At 71.3% G+C, this 18,321-nt stretch carries 11 protein-coding genes; 6 read left to right on the top strand and 5 right to left on the bottom strand.

Annotated elements, in window-relative coordinates; all coding sequences use genetic code 11:
* Nucleotides 1-273: 273 nt before the first annotated feature.
* Nucleotides 274-2,886: a glycosyltransferase family 1 protein gene (locus H9Y04_RS02530; protein WP_187811976.1), complete on the top strand. Its 2,613-nt coding sequence runs from the start codon at nt 274-276 to the stop codon at nt 2,884-2,886.
* A gap of 364 nt (nt 2,887-3,250) precedes the next feature.
* On the opposite strand, the gene H9Y04_RS02535 is transcribed toward H9Y04_RS02530, so the two are convergent.
* From H9Y04_RS02535 to H9Y04_RS02550, 4 genes are all read right to left on the bottom strand, one after another.
* Nucleotides 3,251-3,997: a hypothetical protein gene (locus H9Y04_RS02535; protein ID WP_187811977.1), complete on the bottom strand. Its 747-nt coding sequence runs from the start codon at nt 3,995-3,997 to the stop codon at nt 3,251-3,253.
* 253 nt (nt 3,998-4,250) lie between these two features.
* Entirely contained in the window at nt 4,251-6,260 is a 2,010-nt protein-coding gene (locus tag H9Y04_RS02540; RefSeq protein ID WP_187812122.1) for a M4 family metallopeptidase, read from the bottom strand.
* 366 nt (nt 6,261-6,626) lie between these two features.
* Nucleotides 6,627-8,471, bottom strand: coding sequence for an ABC transporter ATP-binding protein (locus H9Y04_RS02545; RefSeq protein ID WP_187811978.1), 1,845 nt, complete (start codon nt 8,469-8,471; stop codon nt 6,627-6,629).
* Nucleotides 8,468-10,351, bottom strand: a complete 1,884-nt coding sequence (locus H9Y04_RS02550; protein ID WP_187811979.1) for an ABC transporter ATP-binding protein — start codon at nt 10,349-10,351, stop codon at nt 8,468-8,470. The genes H9Y04_RS02545 and H9Y04_RS02550 overlap by 4 nt, the downstream gene beginning before the upstream one ends.
* A gap of 208 nt (nt 10,352-10,559) precedes the next feature.
* Between H9Y04_RS02550 and H9Y04_RS02555 the strand changes: the two genes are divergently transcribed.
* Genes H9Y04_RS02555 through H9Y04_RS02570 form a run of 4 tightly spaced genes read left to right on the top strand, consistent with a single transcriptional unit; the run spans nt 10,560 to nt 14,450 of the window.
* A complete protein-coding gene (locus H9Y04_RS02555) occupies nt 10,560-11,498 on the top strand; it encodes an ABC transporter ATP-binding protein (RefSeq protein WP_187811980.1) in 939 nt (312 codons plus the stop codon).
* On the top strand, nt 11,495-12,265 hold the full coding sequence (locus H9Y04_RS02560; protein WP_187811981.1) for an ABC transporter permease: 771 nt from the start codon (nt 11,495-11,497) through the stop codon (nt 12,263-12,265). Before H9Y04_RS02555 ends, H9Y04_RS02560 begins: the two co-directional genes overlap by 4 nt.
* Nucleotides 12,266-12,322: 57 nt before the next feature.
* A complete protein-coding gene (locus H9Y04_RS02565; RefSeq protein WP_187812123.1) occupies nt 12,323-13,813 on the top strand; it encodes a histidine kinase in 1,491 nt (496 codons plus the stop codon).
* Nucleotides 13,800-14,450 carry a response regulator gene (locus H9Y04_RS02570; protein WP_187811982.1) on the top strand — a complete coding sequence of 217 codons (651 nt, stop codon included), beginning with the start codon at nt 13,800-13,802 and terminating at the stop codon, nt 14,448-14,450. The genes H9Y04_RS02565 and H9Y04_RS02570 overlap by 14 nt, the downstream gene beginning before the upstream one ends.
* Before the next feature lie 27 nt (nt 14,451-14,477).
* Here H9Y04_RS02570 and glgX read toward each other — a convergent pair whose 3' ends face one another.
* Complete coding sequence (glgX, locus tag H9Y04_RS02575; RefSeq protein ID WP_187811983.1) at nt 14,478-16,790, bottom strand: glycogen debranching protein GlgX; 2,313 nt, start codon at nt 16,788-16,790, stop codon at nt 14,478-14,480.
* A gap of 170 nt (nt 16,791-16,960) precedes the next feature.
* On the opposite strand from glgX, the gene H9Y04_RS02580 reads away from it, so the two are divergent.
* Nucleotides 16,961-18,220 carry a L,D-transpeptidase gene (locus H9Y04_RS02580; protein WP_438818063.1) on the top strand — a complete coding sequence of 420 codons (1,260 nt, stop codon included), beginning with the start codon at nt 16,961-16,963 and terminating at the stop codon, nt 18,218-18,220.
* The last annotated feature ends 101 nt before the right edge of the window (nt 18,221-18,321 follow it).

Genomic DNA, 18,321 nt, shown 5'->3' on the forward strand with positions numbered 1-18,321 from the left:
ACAACCCGTACCTCCGGGCGGAACAGGCCATATCGGGCGTGGGCGAGGTGTGCGGATTGTGAAGGGTTGCGCTCGGTCCTGGCCATTTCCGGGCAGCCGCGCGGCCGGGGACGCCCGCCCCACCGGCTGCCGCCCGTCACGGACGAGCGCCCCCAGTGCCCCTCCACGCCCCATGGATGGGAGCCCCCGGCGCCGCTACCGTCGAAGGCGACGAGGGGGACGTACGAAGGCGTGGGTCCCCGCGGCGCGTTGGCCCCCTGCGAAGGTGGAACCGTGAAGGCTATTCGTCGATTCACCGTGCGTCCCGTACTGCCCGAACCGCTCGGTCCGCTCACCGAACTCGCCCGCAATCTACGCTGGTCCTGGCATGCGGGCACCAGAGAACTCTTCGAATCCGTCGACCCAGGACGCTGGGACGGGGACCCCGTGCACCTGCTCGGCACCGTGCCGCCCTCGCGGCTCGATGAACTCGCCGCCGACGAAGGCTTTCTGGAGCGGCTGCGGGCCGCGGCCGACGATCTGCGGGAGTACATGAGCGGAGAGCGCTGGTACCAGGAGCAGTCGGGCGCCGAGCTGCCGGCCGGAATCGCCTACTTCTCACCGGAGTTCGGGATCACCGCCGCCCTTCCGCAGTACTCCGGCGGCCTCGGCATCCTCGCCGGCGACCACCTCAAGGCCGCGAGCGACCTCGGCGTCCCGCTCATCGGCGTCGGTCTGCTCTACCGGCACGGCTACTTCCGGCAGTCCCTCTCGCGCGACGGCTGGCAGCAGGAGCACTACCCCGTGCTCGACCCCAACGAGCTGCCGCTCACCCTGCTCAAGGAGCCCGACGGCACGCCCAGCCATGTGGCCCTCGCACTCCCGCACGGCAGGCAGCTGCGCGCCCACATCTGGCAGGCCCAGGTCGGCCGCGTACCGCTGCTCCTGCTCGACTCCGACGTCGAGGAGAACGATCTCGGCGAGCGCGATGTGACCGACCGCCTGTACGGCGGCGGCAGCGAGCACCGGCTGCTCCAGGAGATGCTGCTCGGGATCGGCGGAGTGCGCGCGGTGCGCACGTACTGCCGGCTCACCGCTCATGCGGAGCCCGAGGTCTTCCATACGAACGAGGGGCACGCGGGCTTCCTCGGCCTGGAGCGGATCGCCGAACTGGCCGAACAGGGGCTGGACTTCGACGCCGCACTCGAAGCGGTGCGGGCCGGCACGGTCTTCACCACGCACACGCCCGTGCCCGCCGGCATCGACCGCTTCGACCGCGAGCTGGTCGCGCGGCACTTCGGTCCGGGTGCCGAACTGCCAGGGATCGACGTGGAGCGGATCCTCGGCCTAGGCATGGAGACGTACCCGGGCGGCGAGGCGAACCTGTTCAACATGGCGGTCATGGGCCTGCGGCTCGCCGCCCGCGCCAACGGGGTCTCCACGCTGCACGGCAAGGTCAGCCGCGAGATGTTCTCCGGGCTCTGGCCGGGCTTCGACCCCGAGGAGGTGCCGATCACCTCGGTGACCAACGGGGTGCACGCCCCGACCTGGGTGGCGCCCGAGGTGTTCCGGCTCGGCGCGCGGCAGATCGGGGAGCGGCGCACCGAGGACGCGCTCACCATCGGGGGCTCGGACCGCTGGGACGCGGTGGCCGAGATCCCGGACGACACGATCTGGGAGCTGCGGCGGGTCCTTCGCTCGCACCTGGTGGACGAGGTGCGGGCCCGGCTGCGCGCGTCCTGGCGCCAGCGCGGCGCGGGGACGGCCGAACTCGGCTGGATCGACGGGGTGTTGGACCCCGATGTGCTCACCATCGGCTTCGCGCGCCGCGTGCCCTCGTACAAGCGTCTCACCCTGATGCTGCGGGACCGCGACCGTCTGATGGACCTGCTCACGCACCCCGAGCGGCCGATCCAGATCGTCGTCGCGGGCAAGGCGCACCCGGCGGACGACGGCGGGAAGCGGCTGATCCAGGAGCTGGTCAGGTTCGCCGACGACCCGCGCGTACGTCATCGCATCGTCTTCCTGCCCGATTACGGGATGGCGATGGCGCAGAAGCTGTACCCGGGCTGCGACGTGTGGCTCAACAACCCGCTCCGGCCACTCGAAGCCTGCGGCACCAGCGGGATGAAGGCGGCGCTGAACGGCTGCCTGAATCTGTCGGTCCTCGACGGCTGGTGGGACGAGTGGTACGAGCCGGACTTCGGCTGGGCGATCCCGACCGCGGACGGCGCGGCCACGGACGAGGACCGGCGTGACGCGCTCGAAGCGGCGGCGCTGTACGACCTGTTGGAGCAGCGGATCGCGCCCCGCTTCTACGACCGGGGGCCGCAGGGCCTGCCCGACCGCTGGATCGAGATGGTCCGCCGTACGCTGACCTCGCTCGGGCCGCGGGTGCTCGCGGGGCGCATGGTGCGCGACTACGTGGCGAAGCTGTACGCGCCCGCCGCGCAGGCGCAGCGCGTCCTGGACTTCGCGGCGGCGCGCGAACTCGCCGTGTGGAAAGGCCGGATCCGTTCGGCCTGGCCCCATGTCGCGGTCGATCATGTGGAGTCCGCGGCGGCCGGCTCCACGGCCGAGCTCGGCGCGACGGTCGCGCTGCGGGTCCGCGTCCAGCTGGGCGAACTCCAGCCGGACGACGTCGAGGTGCAGTCCGTGACGGGCCGCGTCGACTCCGACGACACGCTCACGGACGCGGTCGCCACGCCCCTGAAGCCCGCGGGCGGCCCGGACCTTGAGGGCCGCTGGATCTACGAGGGCCCCCTCGCCCTCGACCGCACGGGCCCCTTCGGCTACACGGTCCGCATCCTGCCCTCGCACCGCCTGCTCGCCTCGGCCCGCGAACTCGGCCTGGTGGCCCTGCCGTCGGAGCTGACGGGGGAGGGGGCGGGGGTCCTGATGCGCTGATCACCCCGGTGAGCGGCGTCGCGGGCCACGCCGCTCACCGGCTCGGGGCGGTCGGACGTACGAGGAGGCCCGGGCGGCATGGGGGACCGCCCGGGCCTCGGGGGAAGTGCGACGCTGCGGGTGCTTGGCTGCTGCGCGCGATCGCAGAGTGGCAGCGCTGATGCGTCCATGCCAGTACGCCTCATCGGGGGGTGGCCGGATTTCGTCCGTGGCCCGATGTGCTCCCTCCGTTACGCGGCGCACACCTATGCGGTAAGCATCACCGTGCGGCGTCCGCTTTCCGCGGTGTCACCGGTTCATCCGGCCGCCGGCCTCGGGAGCCCCGCGCACGTGGCCCGCCGCCGCCCGCTCCGGATCGCCCCGCTCAGCCGGCCGTGTGCTCCCGGGGCGAGATCCACAACGCCTCGCCCAGCGCGCACAGTTCGCCCTCCGCCGTCGCGAGCGCCACGCCCACCGTCGTCTTGCGGCCCTCGCGGTGCAGCAGCCAGGCGTACGAGACATGGCGTTCACCCGCCCGTACGGGAAGTGGCTGGGTCCCCGTCAGACGTGCCGTCACCGCGCCCTCCGGCATCCGCCCGATCCGCATGCCCACCCAGCCGCCGGGACAGTCGAGCGCGGACCACACGATCTCGGGCGGCAGCGTGCCGTCGGGTCCCGCAAGCTCCCGGTCCGGCACCCAGGCTCCGGCGAGCAGCTCGGGGCGGCTCTCGACGCGGCCCGGAAGGAGCTTCAGACCGCGGCCGGGCAGCACGTCCGGGCCGCAGCCGTAGCAGTCGGGGATCGGGGGCGGATTGCGGCGCAGGGAGGCCAGTTGGCGGTCCGCGGCCCGCTCCGCCTCGTCCCACGTGGGCGGCTCGGGCGCCTCGACGCCCACCTCGGCGGGGACCGCCACCGCGAGCCCCGCGCCCGCCCCGTCCCGTATCGCCACCTCGCCGTCCGGCCCGTCCGCGATCACGAGCCCGGTCGCCACGGGCACCGCGGCCCGGAAGTCCACGCGCACCTCCTTGGCGTCGGCCCGCGCGGCGAGCAGCCCGGCGACATACCCGCCGAAGGCCACCCCGGGGTAGCCGGTGACGTACGGAGCGATCGTGAGGTTCTCGGTGGACGTCATGCGTGCATGGTGCACGATGCGTGTTCCGCGCGCCCCGGCCGATCGATGTGAGCCGTACGACAGTTGGCGCACTCGCACTCGCACCCGCACACACACGCACACACGAAGCCCCGGGCCTCCGCAAGAGGAGGGCCCGGGGCTCCGGATCCGGCCACCGCCGACAGCGGCCGGAACGTCAGCCGGTGACGGCGACTCGGCACCGGCCGCCCAGGGCGACCGGAGCGTCAGCCGACCACGGCGACCAGAACCGCTGCTAGAACGTCAGCTTCCAGCTGTTGATCCGTCCCGTGTCCTGCGCGGCCTTGTCCTGCACCCGCAACTTCCAGGTACCGGCGGCCACTTCGGAGGAGGCGTTCACGGTGTACGTCGCCACGACGTTGTCCGCCGAGTCCGAGGAGCTGAACGGCTTCAGGTTGTAGACGGAGCCGTCGGGCGCCAGCAGATCCACCACGAGGTCACCGCGCCAGGTGTGCGTGATGTTCACGGCGACCTGCAGCGTGGCCGGCGCGTTGCCGGTCTTGTCCACGGCGATCGAGGAGGTCACGGCGGCGCCGTTGTCCGGGATCGCCACGACCGTGGTGTTCTCGTACGAGGTGCCGCCACCGCCGCCGCCGGAGCGCGCACCGACGTTGACCCCGGCCCACGCGTCCTGCACCGCCTTGTACTCGGCGCTCGACGTCCCGTACAGCTCACCCGCCACCGCGAGCGTGCCGGTGCGGGCCCCCGCGTAGTTGGTGCTGGAGCCGAACTTGGTGGTCAGCGCCTTGAACCAGATCAGCGCGGCCTTCTCCCGGCCGATGCCGGTGACCGGCAGACCGTCGGAGGTCGGCGAGTCGTAGTTCACGCCGTTGACCGTCTTCGCGCCGCTGCCCTCGGAGAGCAGGTAGAAGAAGTGGTTGGCCGGGCCCGAGGAGTAGTGCACGTCGATCGAGCCGATGCCCGAGTACCAGGCGTCCTTGGACGAGCCGTCCTTGCTGGGCTTGTCCATGTAGCGCAGCGGCGTCCCGTTGCCCCGGATGTCGATCTTCTCGCCGACGAGGTAGTCGCCCTTGTCGGCGGCGTTGTTGGCGTTGAACTCCACGGCCGCCGCCATGATGTCGCTGGTCGCCTCGTTGAGCCCGCCGGACTCCCCGCTGTAGACCAGGCCCGCGGTGTTGGAGGTGACGCCGTGCGTCATCTCGTGCGCGGCCACGTCGATCGAGGTCAGCGGCTTGGCGTTGGCCGTGCCGTCGCCGTACGTCATGCAGAAGCAGCTGTCCTGCCAGAAGGCGTTGACGTACGCGTTGCCGTAGTGGACCCGCGTGTACGCGGCCGCGCCGTCACCGCGGATACCGCTGCGGCCGTGCACGTTCTTGTAGTAGTCCCAGGTCAGCGCGGCCCCGTAGTGCGCGTCGGCGCCCGCGGTCTCCAGGTTCTGCGGAGTGCCGTCGCCCCACACGTCGTCCGCGCCCGAGAAGAGGGTGCCGGTGCCGGACGTGCCGCGGTTGAGGTTGTACGTCTTGTGGCCGCCGCGTGCGCCGTCGGTGAGGTTGTAGCTGCTGCCCGACTGCGTGGTGCCGAGGGGGACTTGGCCGCCGTACATCGTGTTGCCGGTGCCCTCGTTCTGCACGGCCTGCCACTCGTAGAGCTTCGCGCCGGTGGCGGCGTCGGTGACCACGTGCAGCTCGTTGGGCGTCCCGTCGTGCTGGAGTCCGCCGACCACGGTCTCGTAGGCGAGGGTGGGGGAGCCGCTCGCCATCCACACGACCTTGCGCGGCGCCTTGTCCGCGGCGGTTTTCTTCGAGCCCTCGGCCCGCGCGGCGTCCACCGCCTGCTCCTCGGCGGCGGACGCGGCGATCTCGGCGGTGGTGTCCACGCCGGTCAGCTTCGCGTTCGACGCCTTGGTGACCGTCTCGGTCTCGCCCGAGGTCGCCGCGACCACCAAGTCGCCGCCGAGGACGGGCAGTCCGTCATAGGTGCGCTCGTAGCGGGTGTGCGTGGTGCCGTCCCGGTCCTGGACGACATCACGGACGACGAGCTTCTCCTTGGCGCCGAGCCCGAGGTCCTTGGCGGTCTCGGCCTTGGTGGCGTTCGCCTCGCGCAGCAGCTCGGCGCGCTGCGCCGGCGAGAGCTTGGCGGGCAGGGCGCCCGGGTCGGCCTGTCCGGCCACCGGGGCGGCCGGGACGTCCGCGCTCGCGGCGCCCGACTGGATGCCGACGGTGAGCAGCGCGGCGGCGGAGAGCAGGGCGCCGACGGCGGTCGCACGACGACGGGTGGTGCGTATGTGGGAGGTGGATCTCAACACTGACTCCTTCTGCGGGCCGTGGTCACGGCCGGACCACCGGACGGCTGGGTAACCGACCGGTTCAGAACAGGCAGAGCGAGGTACGTGCGGGTGCGTGGGGGTGCATGACCGGGTCACGAGTGCCGTGTGGGACACCGTGAGCCGACCGAGGTGAAGAGTGGCAGGAGCGCCGACCCGCTGTCAGGAGCGCGTCAACAGGTTGGCCGGAAACGGTCCGTTGTCCGGGGGTGGCTGTTCGGAATACGGAAGGCGTACGCGAGGTGTGCCGCGGCAGCGCGACGGCGGCGGTACGCACCCGCGTGCCGCCGCCGCCACAAGGGTGCAAGCGTTTGCTCAGCGCACCGGTCAGCCCACCAGACTGTCCCGCCAGGCCCGGTGCAGATCCGAGAACCGGCCCGTTCCCGCGATCAGTTCGTCCGGTGGCCCGTCCTCGACCACCCGGCCGGATTCCATCACGAGCACCCGGTCCGCGATGGCGACCGTCGACAGGCGGTGGGCGATGACCACCGCCGTACGGCCGTGCAGGACCGTCCGCATCGCCTCCTGGACGGCCCGTTCGCCCGGTACGTCGAGCGAGCTGGTCGCCTCGTCGAGGATCAGGACCGCGGGGTCGGCGAGCAACGCCCGGGCGAACGCGACCAGTTGGCGCTGACCTGCGGAGATCCGGCCGCCGCGCTTACGGACATCCGTGTCGTAGCCGTCGGGGAGCGCCACGATGAACTCATGGGCGCCGATGGCCTTCGCCGCCCCCTCGATCTCCTCGCGGGTGGCCTCGGGACGGCCGATCGCGATGTTCTCGGCGATCGTGCCCGAGAACAGGAAGGCCTCCTGGGTGACCATCACGACCCCGCGCCGCAGCTCGGGCACCGCGAGCTCGCGCAGGTCGACGCCGTCGAGCAGGACCCGGCCCCGCGAAGGGTCGTAGAACCGGGCGAGCAGCTTCGCGAGCGTGGACTTGCCGGCGCCCGTCGAGCCGACGACCGCGACCGTCTGCCCCGCGGGCAGCGTGAGGTCGAAGCGCGGCAGGACCTCGCCCCCGGTGCGGTAGCCGAAGCTCACCGACTCGAACGTGACCGTACGGCCCGGGAGTTCGGACCTCCGTACGGGCAGCGTGCGCGGCTCGGACGGCTCGGGGACGGACGGTGTCTGGGCGAGCAGACCCGCGATCTTCTCCAGCGATGCCGCCGCCGACTGGTACGAGTTGAGGAACATCCCGAGCCGGTCGATCGGGTCGTAGAGCCGCCGCAGATACAGCACGCAGGCCGCGAGCACGCCGAGCGCGAGCCCGCCGCCCGCCACCCGGTAAGCGCCCCACAGGACGATGCCCGCGACCGCGGTGTTGGCGACCAGGCGGGAACCGACCACATAGCGCGCCATCTCCAGCATCGCGTCGCCGTTGGTGCGCTCGTGGCGGTGGTTGAGGACCGCGAACTCCTCGTCGTTGGCCTGCTCGCGGCGGAACGCCCGTACCGGCCTGATCCCGTTCATCGTCTCCGCGAACTTCACGATCACCGCGGCGATCGTGGTCGACCGGCGGCGGAAGATCCGGCCCGCCCGCCGCTGGTAGAGGCGGATCAGGAGATACAGCGGCACGAAGGACGCCACCGCCACACCGCCGAGCCCCAGGTCGAGCCAGAGCAGCATCGCCGCGATGTAGACGAAGGAGAGGATGACGGTGATGAGCTCCTGCAGGCCCTCGCTGAGCAGTTCGCGCAGGGACTCCACATCGGTGGTGGAGCGGGAGATCAGGCGGCCCGAGGTGTAGCGCTCATGGAAGTCGACCGACAGGGCCTGCGCATGGCGGAAGATCCGGCCGCGCAGATCGAGCAGCACGTCCTGGTTGACCCGGGCCGAGGAGCGGATGAAGGCGTACTGGAGCGCCGCCGAGCCCAGCGAGCACACCGCGTACGCGGCGGCGACCGCGATCAGCGGGCCGTGGTCGCCGCGGCGCAGCGCCGGTACACCGCGGTCGATCGCGAAGGCCACGAGCAGCGGTCCCGCCTGCACCGCCGCCTGCTGGAGCAGCAGCAGGAGGGCGGTGAGCACGACCCGCGCCCTGAGCGGTGCGAGCAGCGAACGCAGCAGCGCACCCGTCGCGCCCTCGGCCGCGGGCAGGGTGTCCTGGGCGAAGGGATCGTCGGCCTGCTGCCGCGCGGCGGCATCGGCCGGCTTGTCCACGGTGGTGGTCAACGGTCCTCCTTCACGTACGAGAGACCGTCGACCGTCTCGTCGGCCCCCGACATCAGCCACGCGTACTCCGCGTTGTCCCGCAGCAGTTCCTGATGGGTGCCCACCGCCGTGATCCGTCCGCCGGACAGGAGCGCCACCCGGTCCGCGAGCAGCACGGTCGACGGACGGTGCGCGACGACCAGGGCGGTGGTCCCGGCGAGCACCTCGCGCAGCGCCGCCTCGACCAGCGCCTCGGTGTGCACGTCGAGCGCGGACAGCGGGTCGTCGAGGACGAGGAAGCGCGGTTTGCCCACCACCGCACGCGCCAGCGCGAGACGCTGGCGCTGGCCGCCGGACAGGCTCAGGCCCTGTTCGCCGACCTGGGTGTGGGTGCCGTGCGGCAGGGCGTGCACGAAGTCGGCCTGGGCGACGGCGAGCGCGCGGCGCAGATCGTCCGCGGTGGCGTGCTCGGCGCCCATCAGGACGTTCTCGCCCACGCTCGCCGAGAACAGCGTCGGCTCCTCGAAGGCCACCGCCACCAGCTCCCGCAGCCGCTCGCGCGGCATCGCGGTGATGTCCTCGCCGTCCAGCGTGATCCGGCCGCCGGTCGTTTCGTGCAGCCGGGGCACGAGCGCGGTCAGCGTGGTCTTGCCGCTGCCGGTCGCGCCGACGAGGGCCATCGTCTCGCCGGGGCGTATGTGCAGATCGATACGGGCGAGCGCGGGCGGTGCGTCGGGCGCGGCGTCCGGATACCTGAACTCGACGCCCTCGAAACGGAGTCCGGTGCTCAGGGAGCCGGTAGGTGGCTTGTCCAGGGCTGCCGCGTCCGACGGCTTGCCCAGGGCCACCACATCCGACGGCTTGCCCGGCGCAGCCGCGTCCGAAGACTCCGGCTCCGCGTCGAGCACCTCGAAGTACCGCTCGGTCGCCGTCGCCGCCTCCTGGCTCATCGCGAGCAGGAAGCCGATCGACTCCACCGGCCAGCGCAGCGCGAGCGCGGTGGACAGGAAGAGCACCAGCGTCCCCGCCGAGAGCGCGCCGTCCGCGACCTGCACCGTGCCGAGCACCAGGGCCGCCCCGATGGTGAGCTCGGGCAGCAGCACGATCACGGCCCAGATCGCCGCGAGCAGCTTCGCCTTGCCCAGCTCGGTGCCGCGCAGCCGGTGCGCCAGCTCGTGGAAGGCGCGGGCCTGCGAACGGTGCCGCCCGAAGCCCTTGATGATCCGGACGCCGAGCACGCTCTCCTCGACCACCGTGGTCAGATCGCCCACCTGGTCCTGCGCCCGCCGCGCCACCGCCGCGTACCGCCGCTCGAAGAGCGAGCAGACGATCACCATCGGCACGACGGGAGCGAGCAGGACGAGCCCGAGCGTCCACTCCTGCGCCAGGAGAATGATCATGCCGACGAGGATCGTCACCCCGTTGACCAGGAGGAACGTCAGCGGGAACGCCAGGAACATCCTGAGCAGCATCAGATCCGTCGTCCCGCGCGAAAGCAGCTGCCCCGAGGCCCACTTGTCGTGGAAGGCGATCGGCAGCCGCTGCAGATGCCGGAACAGATCCGCCCGCATAGAGGCCTCGACGCTCGCGAGCGGACGCGCCACGAGCCAGCGCCGCAGCCCGAACAGACCCGCCTCGGCGAGCCCGAGCAGCAGCAGATACAGCGCACCCAGCCACACCCCGCCGGGGTCGCGGCCGGCGACCGGACCGTCCACCATCCATTTCAGGACGAGCGGGATGACGAGCCCCACGCAGGACGCGACAATCGCCACAAATGCCGCCGAGAACAGACGGGTTCGGATCGGCCGGACATACGGCCACAGTCTCAGCAGGGAGCGGACGGCGGAGCGTTTGGGCGGGTCTGCGGTGGCGGCGGACGTGGCGGCAGATGTAGTGGGCATCAGTAGTGAGATTAGGCTTCGCCACTGACAAACCGTTATCGGTTTTTGGTCGTACGACGGGGCGTAGGACCACCGGTCGGCAGCCGGCCGACTGCTGTCCGGCAGCTCTCCGGCAGCCACTCGGAGGACCCCATCAACCGATCGGTTGATGCCGGATCGAGCGCGATCGCCGATGCGGCGCGGGTCCCGCGGGCGGGACCGTGAAGCCATGACCGTCATCGAAGTCGCAGACCTGCGCAAGGCCTACTCGGGCCGCCCCGCCGTCGACGGCGTGGGCTTCACCGTCGAGGAAGGCGAGATCTTCGGCATCCTCGGACCCAACGGAGCCGGCAAGACCACCACCGTGGAGTGCATCGCGGGCCTGCGCGCCCCCGACGCCGGCAAGGTGCGCGTCGCGGGCCTCGACCCCGTCGCCGACCACGACGAGGTCACCCGCATCCTCGGCACCCAGCTCCAGGAGAGCGAGCTGCAGGCCAAGCTCACCGTGCGCGAGGCCCTCGAGCTCTACAGCGCCTTCTACGACCGCCCCGCCGACTGGCGCGCACTCGCCGAACGCCTCGGCCTCACGGACAAGCTCACCACCCGTTTCGCCAAGCTCAGCGGTGGCCAGAAGCAGCGTCTGTCCATCGCGCTCGCCCTGATCGGGGGCCCCAGGGTCGTGGTGCTCGACGAGCTGACCACCGGGCTCGACCCGCGCGCCCGGCGCGACACCTGGCGGCTGATCGAGGAGATCCGCGCCTCGGGCGTCACGGTCCTCCTGGTCACGCACTTCATGGAGGAGGCCCAGCGCCTGTGCGACCGGATCGCCGTGATCGACCGCGGGCGCCTGGCCGCACTCGACACCCCCTCGGGTCTGATCCGCCGCACCGCGGGCTCGACGGTCATCTCCTTCACGCCCTCGCGTCCCCTCGACCCGGCCGACCTGGCCGGACTCCCGGGCGCCGCATCGACCGCCACCGACGCACGGGACGGTCGGCTCACGGTGAACGGCACCGACGAGACCGTCAACGCCGTGATCACCCTGCTCGCCCGCCATCGCATCACCGCCCACCAACTCCGCGTATCCGACGCGACGTTGGACGACGCGTTCCTGGACCTGACGGAAACCTCCGCCGCACCTTCGGCCGCCAAGGGAGTCCCGGCATGAGCACGCTCACTCTCACCCGCCCCCTGTCTCCGGCCACCGCAGCCGTCCTCAAGGCGGAGTTCACCCTCTTCCGCCGCGAACCCGGCTCGATCTTCTGGATCATGGTCTTCCCGACCGCGCTGTTTGTGATCCTCGGTTCCATCCCCACGTTCCGCGAGGTCGGCGAGGCCGTCCCCGGGCTGCGGCTCGTCGACGTCTACGTACCGATCGCGATCCTCACCGCCCTCCTGATGGCCTGCCTGCAGGCCATGCCCCCGGTGATCACCGGCTACCGCGAGCGCGGCATCCTGCGCCGGATGTCCACCACGCCCGTGCGCCCCCGCTCGGTGCTCATCGCGCAGATGGCGCTGCACGGCGCCGCGGCCCTGGTCTCCGCGGTCCTCTCGGTCCTCGTCGGACTGCTCGTCTTCGACGTGGCGCTCCCCGAGCAGCTCTTCGGATACGGGGTGGCCCTCGTCCTCTCCGTCGCCGCGGCCCTCGCGCTCGGCGCCCTGCTTTCCGCCGTCTCCCGAACGTCCAAGGCCGCCAACGCCGTGGGCGCAGCGGCCTTCTTCCCGATGATGTTCAGCGCCGGTCTGTGGATGCCGGTGCAGACCATGCCCGACGTGCTCGCGCGGATCATGGAGCTGCTCCCGTTCGGCGCCGCCGCCCAGGCCCTGGGCGAGGCCGCGGCCGGCGACTGGCCGAGCTGGTCCCACCTCGGCGTCCTCGCCCTGTGGGCGGTGGTCCTCACGGCCGCGGCGGGCCGCTGGTTCCGCTGGGAGTGACGGGTGGGAACGACGGGCGACCGTGAAGGATCCCGGCCGGTGCACGAGACTGAGGACATGCGCGGCACCTGGTACGACGCGATCGTCCGGCATTCCACAAAAGGGCCGGACCCTTCGGTGACGCCTCTGGACGCGGCGGCCGCGCACGACAAGGTCGAGGAGCGCTGGGAATACCTCCTGCGCTGGGGCCCGTTCGTCCTCCTCGGCGTCACCTTGGTGCTCGTCCTCGGCACCGCGAACCAGCTCCTGCCGACGGCCGGCGAGCGCTGGGCGGCCGGAGGGCTCAGCGCGGCCGCCCTGCTCCTGGAGCTGTGGTGGTACCGCATGGGCCGCGGCCACACCGTGCCCACCCCGGCCGGCTCCGTGTATTACGCGATCCGCTGGGCGCTCGCCTTCACCCTGTCCTGGCTGAACCCGTTCGCGGCCTTCTACGCGGCCCTCGGTTACTTCGGTGCGGAGCGTCTGCTGCCGCAGCGCTGGGTCACGCTGGGCCTGTTCGCCAGCGCGATCACCATCGCGGGTTCGCAGTCGGGCGGTTTCCCGCCGCCGAACGGCCCGCGCTGGCTGCTGTTCGGCGCGATCCTCGCGGTGCATGTCTCGCTCTTCTGGGTGTTCGCCCGGCTCAACACGTACGAGCAGCAGCGTACGAACGTGCAGCGCGCCACCATCGCCGAGCTGGAGCAGACCAACGCGAAGCTCCAGCAGGCCCTGGACGAGAACGCCGCGCTGCACGCCCAACTCCTCGTCCAGGCACGGGAGGCGGGCGTCGCCGACGAGCGCCGCCGGCTCGCCGCCGAGATCCACGACACCATCGCGCAGGGCCTGACCGGCATCATCGCCCAGCTCCAGGTCGTCGCGAACACCGACGACCGGGACCTGGCCCGCGAACACCTGGGCCGCGCCGCGGACTTGGCGCGCTCCAGTCTCGGCGAGGCCCGCCGCTCGGTGCACAACCTCGGTCCGGCCGCGCTGCGGGACCAGGGTCTGGCCGAAGCCCTGAAGGAGACCGTCGCGGAGTGGTCCGCGAGGACGGGTGTGCGGGCCGAGTTCACCGTCACCGGCACCGCCGAGCCCCTGCACGACGAGATCGAGGGCACCCTCGTACGGATCGCGCAGGAGGCCCTGTCCAACACGGCACGGCACGCGGCGGCGACCCGTATCGGCGTGACGCTCTCGTACATGGACGACGAAGTGGCCCTCGACGTACGCGACGACGGCACCGGCTTCGACCCGCTCGCGGTACCGCAGCGCTCGGGCTCGGGCGGCTTCGGCGTCGACGGGATGCGCGCACGGGCCGAACGCGTCGCGGGCACCGTGGAGATCGAGTCCGAGCCCGGTTTCGGCACGGCGGTCTCGGCGCGCGTTCCGCTGGTCCGCAAGGAGACCGCTCAACCGCGCGTACGCGAGGAGTCCGCTCAGCCGGGCGCACGCGAGGAGTCCGCTCAGCCGGGCGTACGCGAGGCGACCGCAAGGTCGCGCGCACACGAAGAACCCCTCGTCCGCACCCAAGATCGTCCCGTACCGTTGGACCACCATGACCAGCTCTGACGCGGCCATCACGCTGCTCATCGTGGACGACCACCCCGTCGTACGGGACGGCCTGCGCGGCATGTTCCAGTCGGCGCCGGGCTTCGAGGTGCTCGGCGAGGCCTCGACCGGCGAGGAGGCCGTGGCGCTCACGAACCGACTCGACCCGGATGTCGTCCTGATGGATCTGCGGATGCCGGGCGGCGGGGGAGTGGCCGCGATCGCCGAGCTCGCACGGACCGGCGCGCGGGCCAAGGTCCTCGTCCTCACCACGTACGACACGGACTCCGACACACTCCCCGCGATCGAGGCGGGCGCGACCGGCTACCTCCTCAAGGACGCCCCGCGCGACGAGCTGTTCACGGCCGTACGCGCCGCCGCCGAGGGCCGCACGGTCCTCTCGCCGGCCGTCGCCTCACGCCTGGTCTCCCGGGTCCGCACCCCGGCCCCGACCCCCGGCGAAACCCCGCTCAGCGCCCGCGAACGCGAGGTCCTGATCCTGGTCGCCCGCGGCACGTCGAACCGCGAGATCGCCCGCGAACTCTTCATCAGCGAGGCCACGGTCAAGACCCATCTCACCCACCTGTACGCCAAGCTGGGCGTCAAGGACCGAGCGGCCGCGGTCGCAACAGGGTACGAACGCGGCATCCTCGGCTGATCTGCGACCGCGGTATTCCCGGCCCCCTCAGTCCGCCACCCGGTACAGCAGCACACACCGCGCCGCCACCGTCACCACCGTCCCCGCCGCGTGCAGGGTGGCAGGCGCCCGGGCCTGGTCCTCGCTCGTGGTGTCCAGGACCAGTTCGTACGACGTGGCCCACGGCGGTCCCGGCAGAGTGAAGCTGACCGGGCGGTCGCCGGCGTGCAGAACCACCAGGAAGCTGTCGTCCGTGACCGGTGCCCCGCGGGCGTCGCGGCCCGGGATGTCGCGGCCGGAGAGGTACATGCCGAGCGTCGCCGCCGGCGCGTACCAGTCCCGTTCCGTCATCTCCGCGCCGTGCGCCGTGAACCAGGCCAGATCCCGCAGCCCGTCCGCCGAGTGCGCACGCCCCGAGAAGAACGAGCGCCGGCGGAGCACCGGATGCTCGTGCCGCAGCCGGATCAGCCGCGAGGTCAGCTCGAACAGGGCCTTCCAGCCCGGCTGTTCGAGCAGCGACCAGTCCACCCAGCTGGTCTCGTTGTCCTGGCAGTACGCGTTGTTGTTGCCGCCCTGCGTCCGCCCCAGCTCATCGCCCGCGACCAGCATCGGCACTCCGGTCGAAAGCAGCAGCGTGGTGAGCAGGTTCCGCAGCTGCCGGCGCCTGAGTGCCTGGATCCGCTCGTCGTCGCTCTCGCCCTCCACCCCGCAGTTCCAGGCCCGGTTGTCGTCGGTGCCGTCCCGGTTGCCCTCGCCGTTGGCCTCGTTGTGCTTGCGCTCGTACGACACCAGGTCCCGCAGCGTGAACCCGTCGTGCGCGGTGATGAAGTTGACCGACGCGTACGGCCTGCGCCCGCCCCACGCGTACAGATCGCTCGACCCCGAGAGCCGGTACCCCAGATCCCGTACGTCCGGCAGCGCACCCCGCCAGAAATCCCGTACGGCACCGCGGTAACGGTCGTTCCATTCCGTCCACAGCGGGGGAAAGGACCCCACCTGATATCCGCCCGACCCCACGTCCCAGGGCTCGGCGATGAGTTTCACGCGCCGAAGGACCGGATCCTGGGCTATCACCGCGAGGAACGGAGAGAGCATGTCGACATCGTGAAAGGAGCGGGCGAGCGCGGCGGCCAGATCGAAACGGAATCCGTCCACGCCCATTTCCGTCACCCAGTACCGCAGCGAATCGGTGATCAGCCGCAGCACGTGCGGCTGCACGACATGCAGGGTGTTCCCGCAGCCGGTGTAGTCCGCATACCGGCGCGTATCGCTCTGCAGCCGGTAGTAGCCCCGGTTGTCGATCCCGCGCAGCGACAGCGTGGGCCCCAACTCGCCCGCTTCCGCCGTGTGGTTGTAGACCACGTCGAGAATGACCTCGATCCCGGCGTCGTGCAGAGACCTGACCATCTCCTTGAACTCGCCGACCTGCGCACCCGTCGTCGCGCCCGCCGCATATCCCGCGTGGGGCGCGAAATACCCGATCGAGTTGTAACCCCAGTAATTCCTCAGATCCCGCTTGAGCAGATGGTCCTCATGCGCGAACTGGTGCACCGGCAGCAACTCGACCGCCGTCACCCCGAGCCGTACGAGATGGTCGATCGCGGCCGGATGCCCGAGCCCCGCGTAGGTGCCGCGCAATTCCTCCGGAATTCCCGGATGGAGTCGGGTGAAGCCCTTCACATGCAGTTCGTAGATCACCGAATCCGCCCAGGGCGTCTTCGGCCGCCGATCCTCGGCCCATTCGTCCGGACCGTCGTCGTGGACCACGATGCCCTTGGGCACGAACGGCGCCGAATCCCGGTCGTCGCGCACCGTGTCCGCGATGTGCTGCTCGGGCCAGTCCCGCACATGCCCGTACACCTCGGGAGCCCTGCCGTACGTCCCGTAGTCGCCGTCCACGGCCCGCGCGTACGGATCGAGAAGCAGCTTCGCCGGATTCCAGCGCGCACCCGTCCACGGGTCCCAGCGCCCGTGCACGCGATAGCCGTAGCGCTGTCCCGGCTCGACACCCGGCACGAAGCCGTGCCAGATCTCATGGGTCAGCTCGGTCAGCGGGCACCTCGTCTCGCGCCCCTGCTCGTCGAAGAGACACAGCTCCACCGACTCCGCACCGCCTGCCCACAGCGCGAAGTTGGTGCCGGCCGCCCCGTCGGGACCGACCCGGAAACGCGCGCCGAGCGGCGTCGGCGCCCCCGGCCACACCGCCCGCGTGGGCAGCGGGCTCTCCCGCCCGCGCCGTGCGGCCCCGCGTACCGCGGCGCCCCCGAGCAGCTCGTCCGCCCGCGTCGTCCTCTCCGCCGACTCCTGCCGTGCCCCTTGCCGTGCCTCGTGCTGTGCCTCTTGCTCGGGTGCCCTCGACACCTGTCAGCCTCCCGCGGCTCAGCGGTACTCAGAGCGAGGCCGTCCGGAGGGGTACGGCGTCCCGGCCGCGGCTCCCCGTGCGTACGGTCCTCGCTGTCTCCCCCCACTTGTGCCCCCAACCGGCCCCGCACTCACGTTTCCCCAGGAGGGGGCGCGTCGTTGGGGACAACGTGAGACAAAACGACAGGGGCGCCGGCCGGGTCAGGACCCTTCTGGCCGTCGCAGTGATCGCCATGGGTCTGCTCTCCGGATGCTCGTCGGACGGCTTCCGGCTCGACGAGATGCTCGGCAAGGGCGAAACCGAGCCGATCCGGGTGAGTCCGGGCCACGGTGAGCGGGGAGTACGGCCCGAGGAGGGCATCGAGGTGAAGGTGCCCAGCGGGCGCCTGGAGACCGTGAAGGTGGTCAAGTACCAGGACGCGCAGGAGTTCCCGGTGCCCGGCCGGATCTCCCCGGACGGGCTGCGCTGGACCCCGGACGACCCCCGGCTCTCGCTGGCCGCGAAGTACGAGGTGGACGCGGTCGCGCTCGACGGCCACGGCCGCCGCTCGGCCCGGCACACGAGCTTCACCACGTACGTGCCCGATGAGCGCTTCGTGGCGTACGTGAAACCGGAGAACCGTTCCACCGTCGGCACCGGCATGATCGTCTCCCTTGACTTCAACCGCGAGGTCGAGAACCGGGCGGCCGTCGAGCGTGCGGTGAAGGTGACGGCCCAGCCGCCCACCGAGATCGTCGGGCACTGGTTCGGCACCGACCGCCTGGACTTCCGTCCGCGCGAGTACTGGAAGCCCGGCACGAAGGTCACGGTCGATCTGCATCTACGGGATGTCGAGGCGGCGCCCGGCATCTACGGGCTCCAGCACAAGACCTTCGCCTTCACGGTCGGCCGCAGCCAGGTCTCCCTCGTGGACGCGGCGGAGCACACGATGGAGGTGCACCGCGACGGTGAGCTCCTGTCCAAGGTGCCGATCACCGCGGGAGCGCCCAAGACCACCACGTACAACGGCAAAATGGTGATCACCGAGATGCTCGAGGTGACGCGCATGAACGGCGCGACCGTGGGCTTCACGGACTCCGACGGCAAGGGCGAGTACGACATCAAGGACGTGCCGCACGCCATCCGCCTCACCACGTCGGGCACCTTCCTGCACGGCAACTACTGGGCCCCGTCGTCCACCTTCGGCCGCGACAACGTCAGCCACGGCTGCGTCGGCCTGCGCGACGTCAAGGGCGGCAGCGCGGAGACACCCGCGGGATGGTTCTTCGACCGCTCCCTGATCGGCGACGTCGTCGAGGTCACCGGCTCCAAGGACAAAACAGTCGCACCGGACAACGGCCTGGGCGGCTGGAACCTGTCCTGGCAGGACTGGAAGAAGGGCTCGGCTCTGGCCCACCGCCCCCAGGGCCAGGGCAAGGTGCCACATTGAGCCGCTGCGGCCGATCCAGCCCCTGCGGCGATTGAGCAGATCCGAACGAAGTTCGGATGCGGGGGCCCGGGGGCGAAGCCCTCAGTTTCGGGAAGGGGCGG

Origin of the sequence: Streptomyces polyasparticus (assembly GCF_014493765.1) — a bacterium.
Taxonomy (GTDB): Bacteria; Actinomycetota; Actinomycetes; order Streptomycetales; family Streptomycetaceae; genus Streptomyces; species Streptomyces polyasparticus.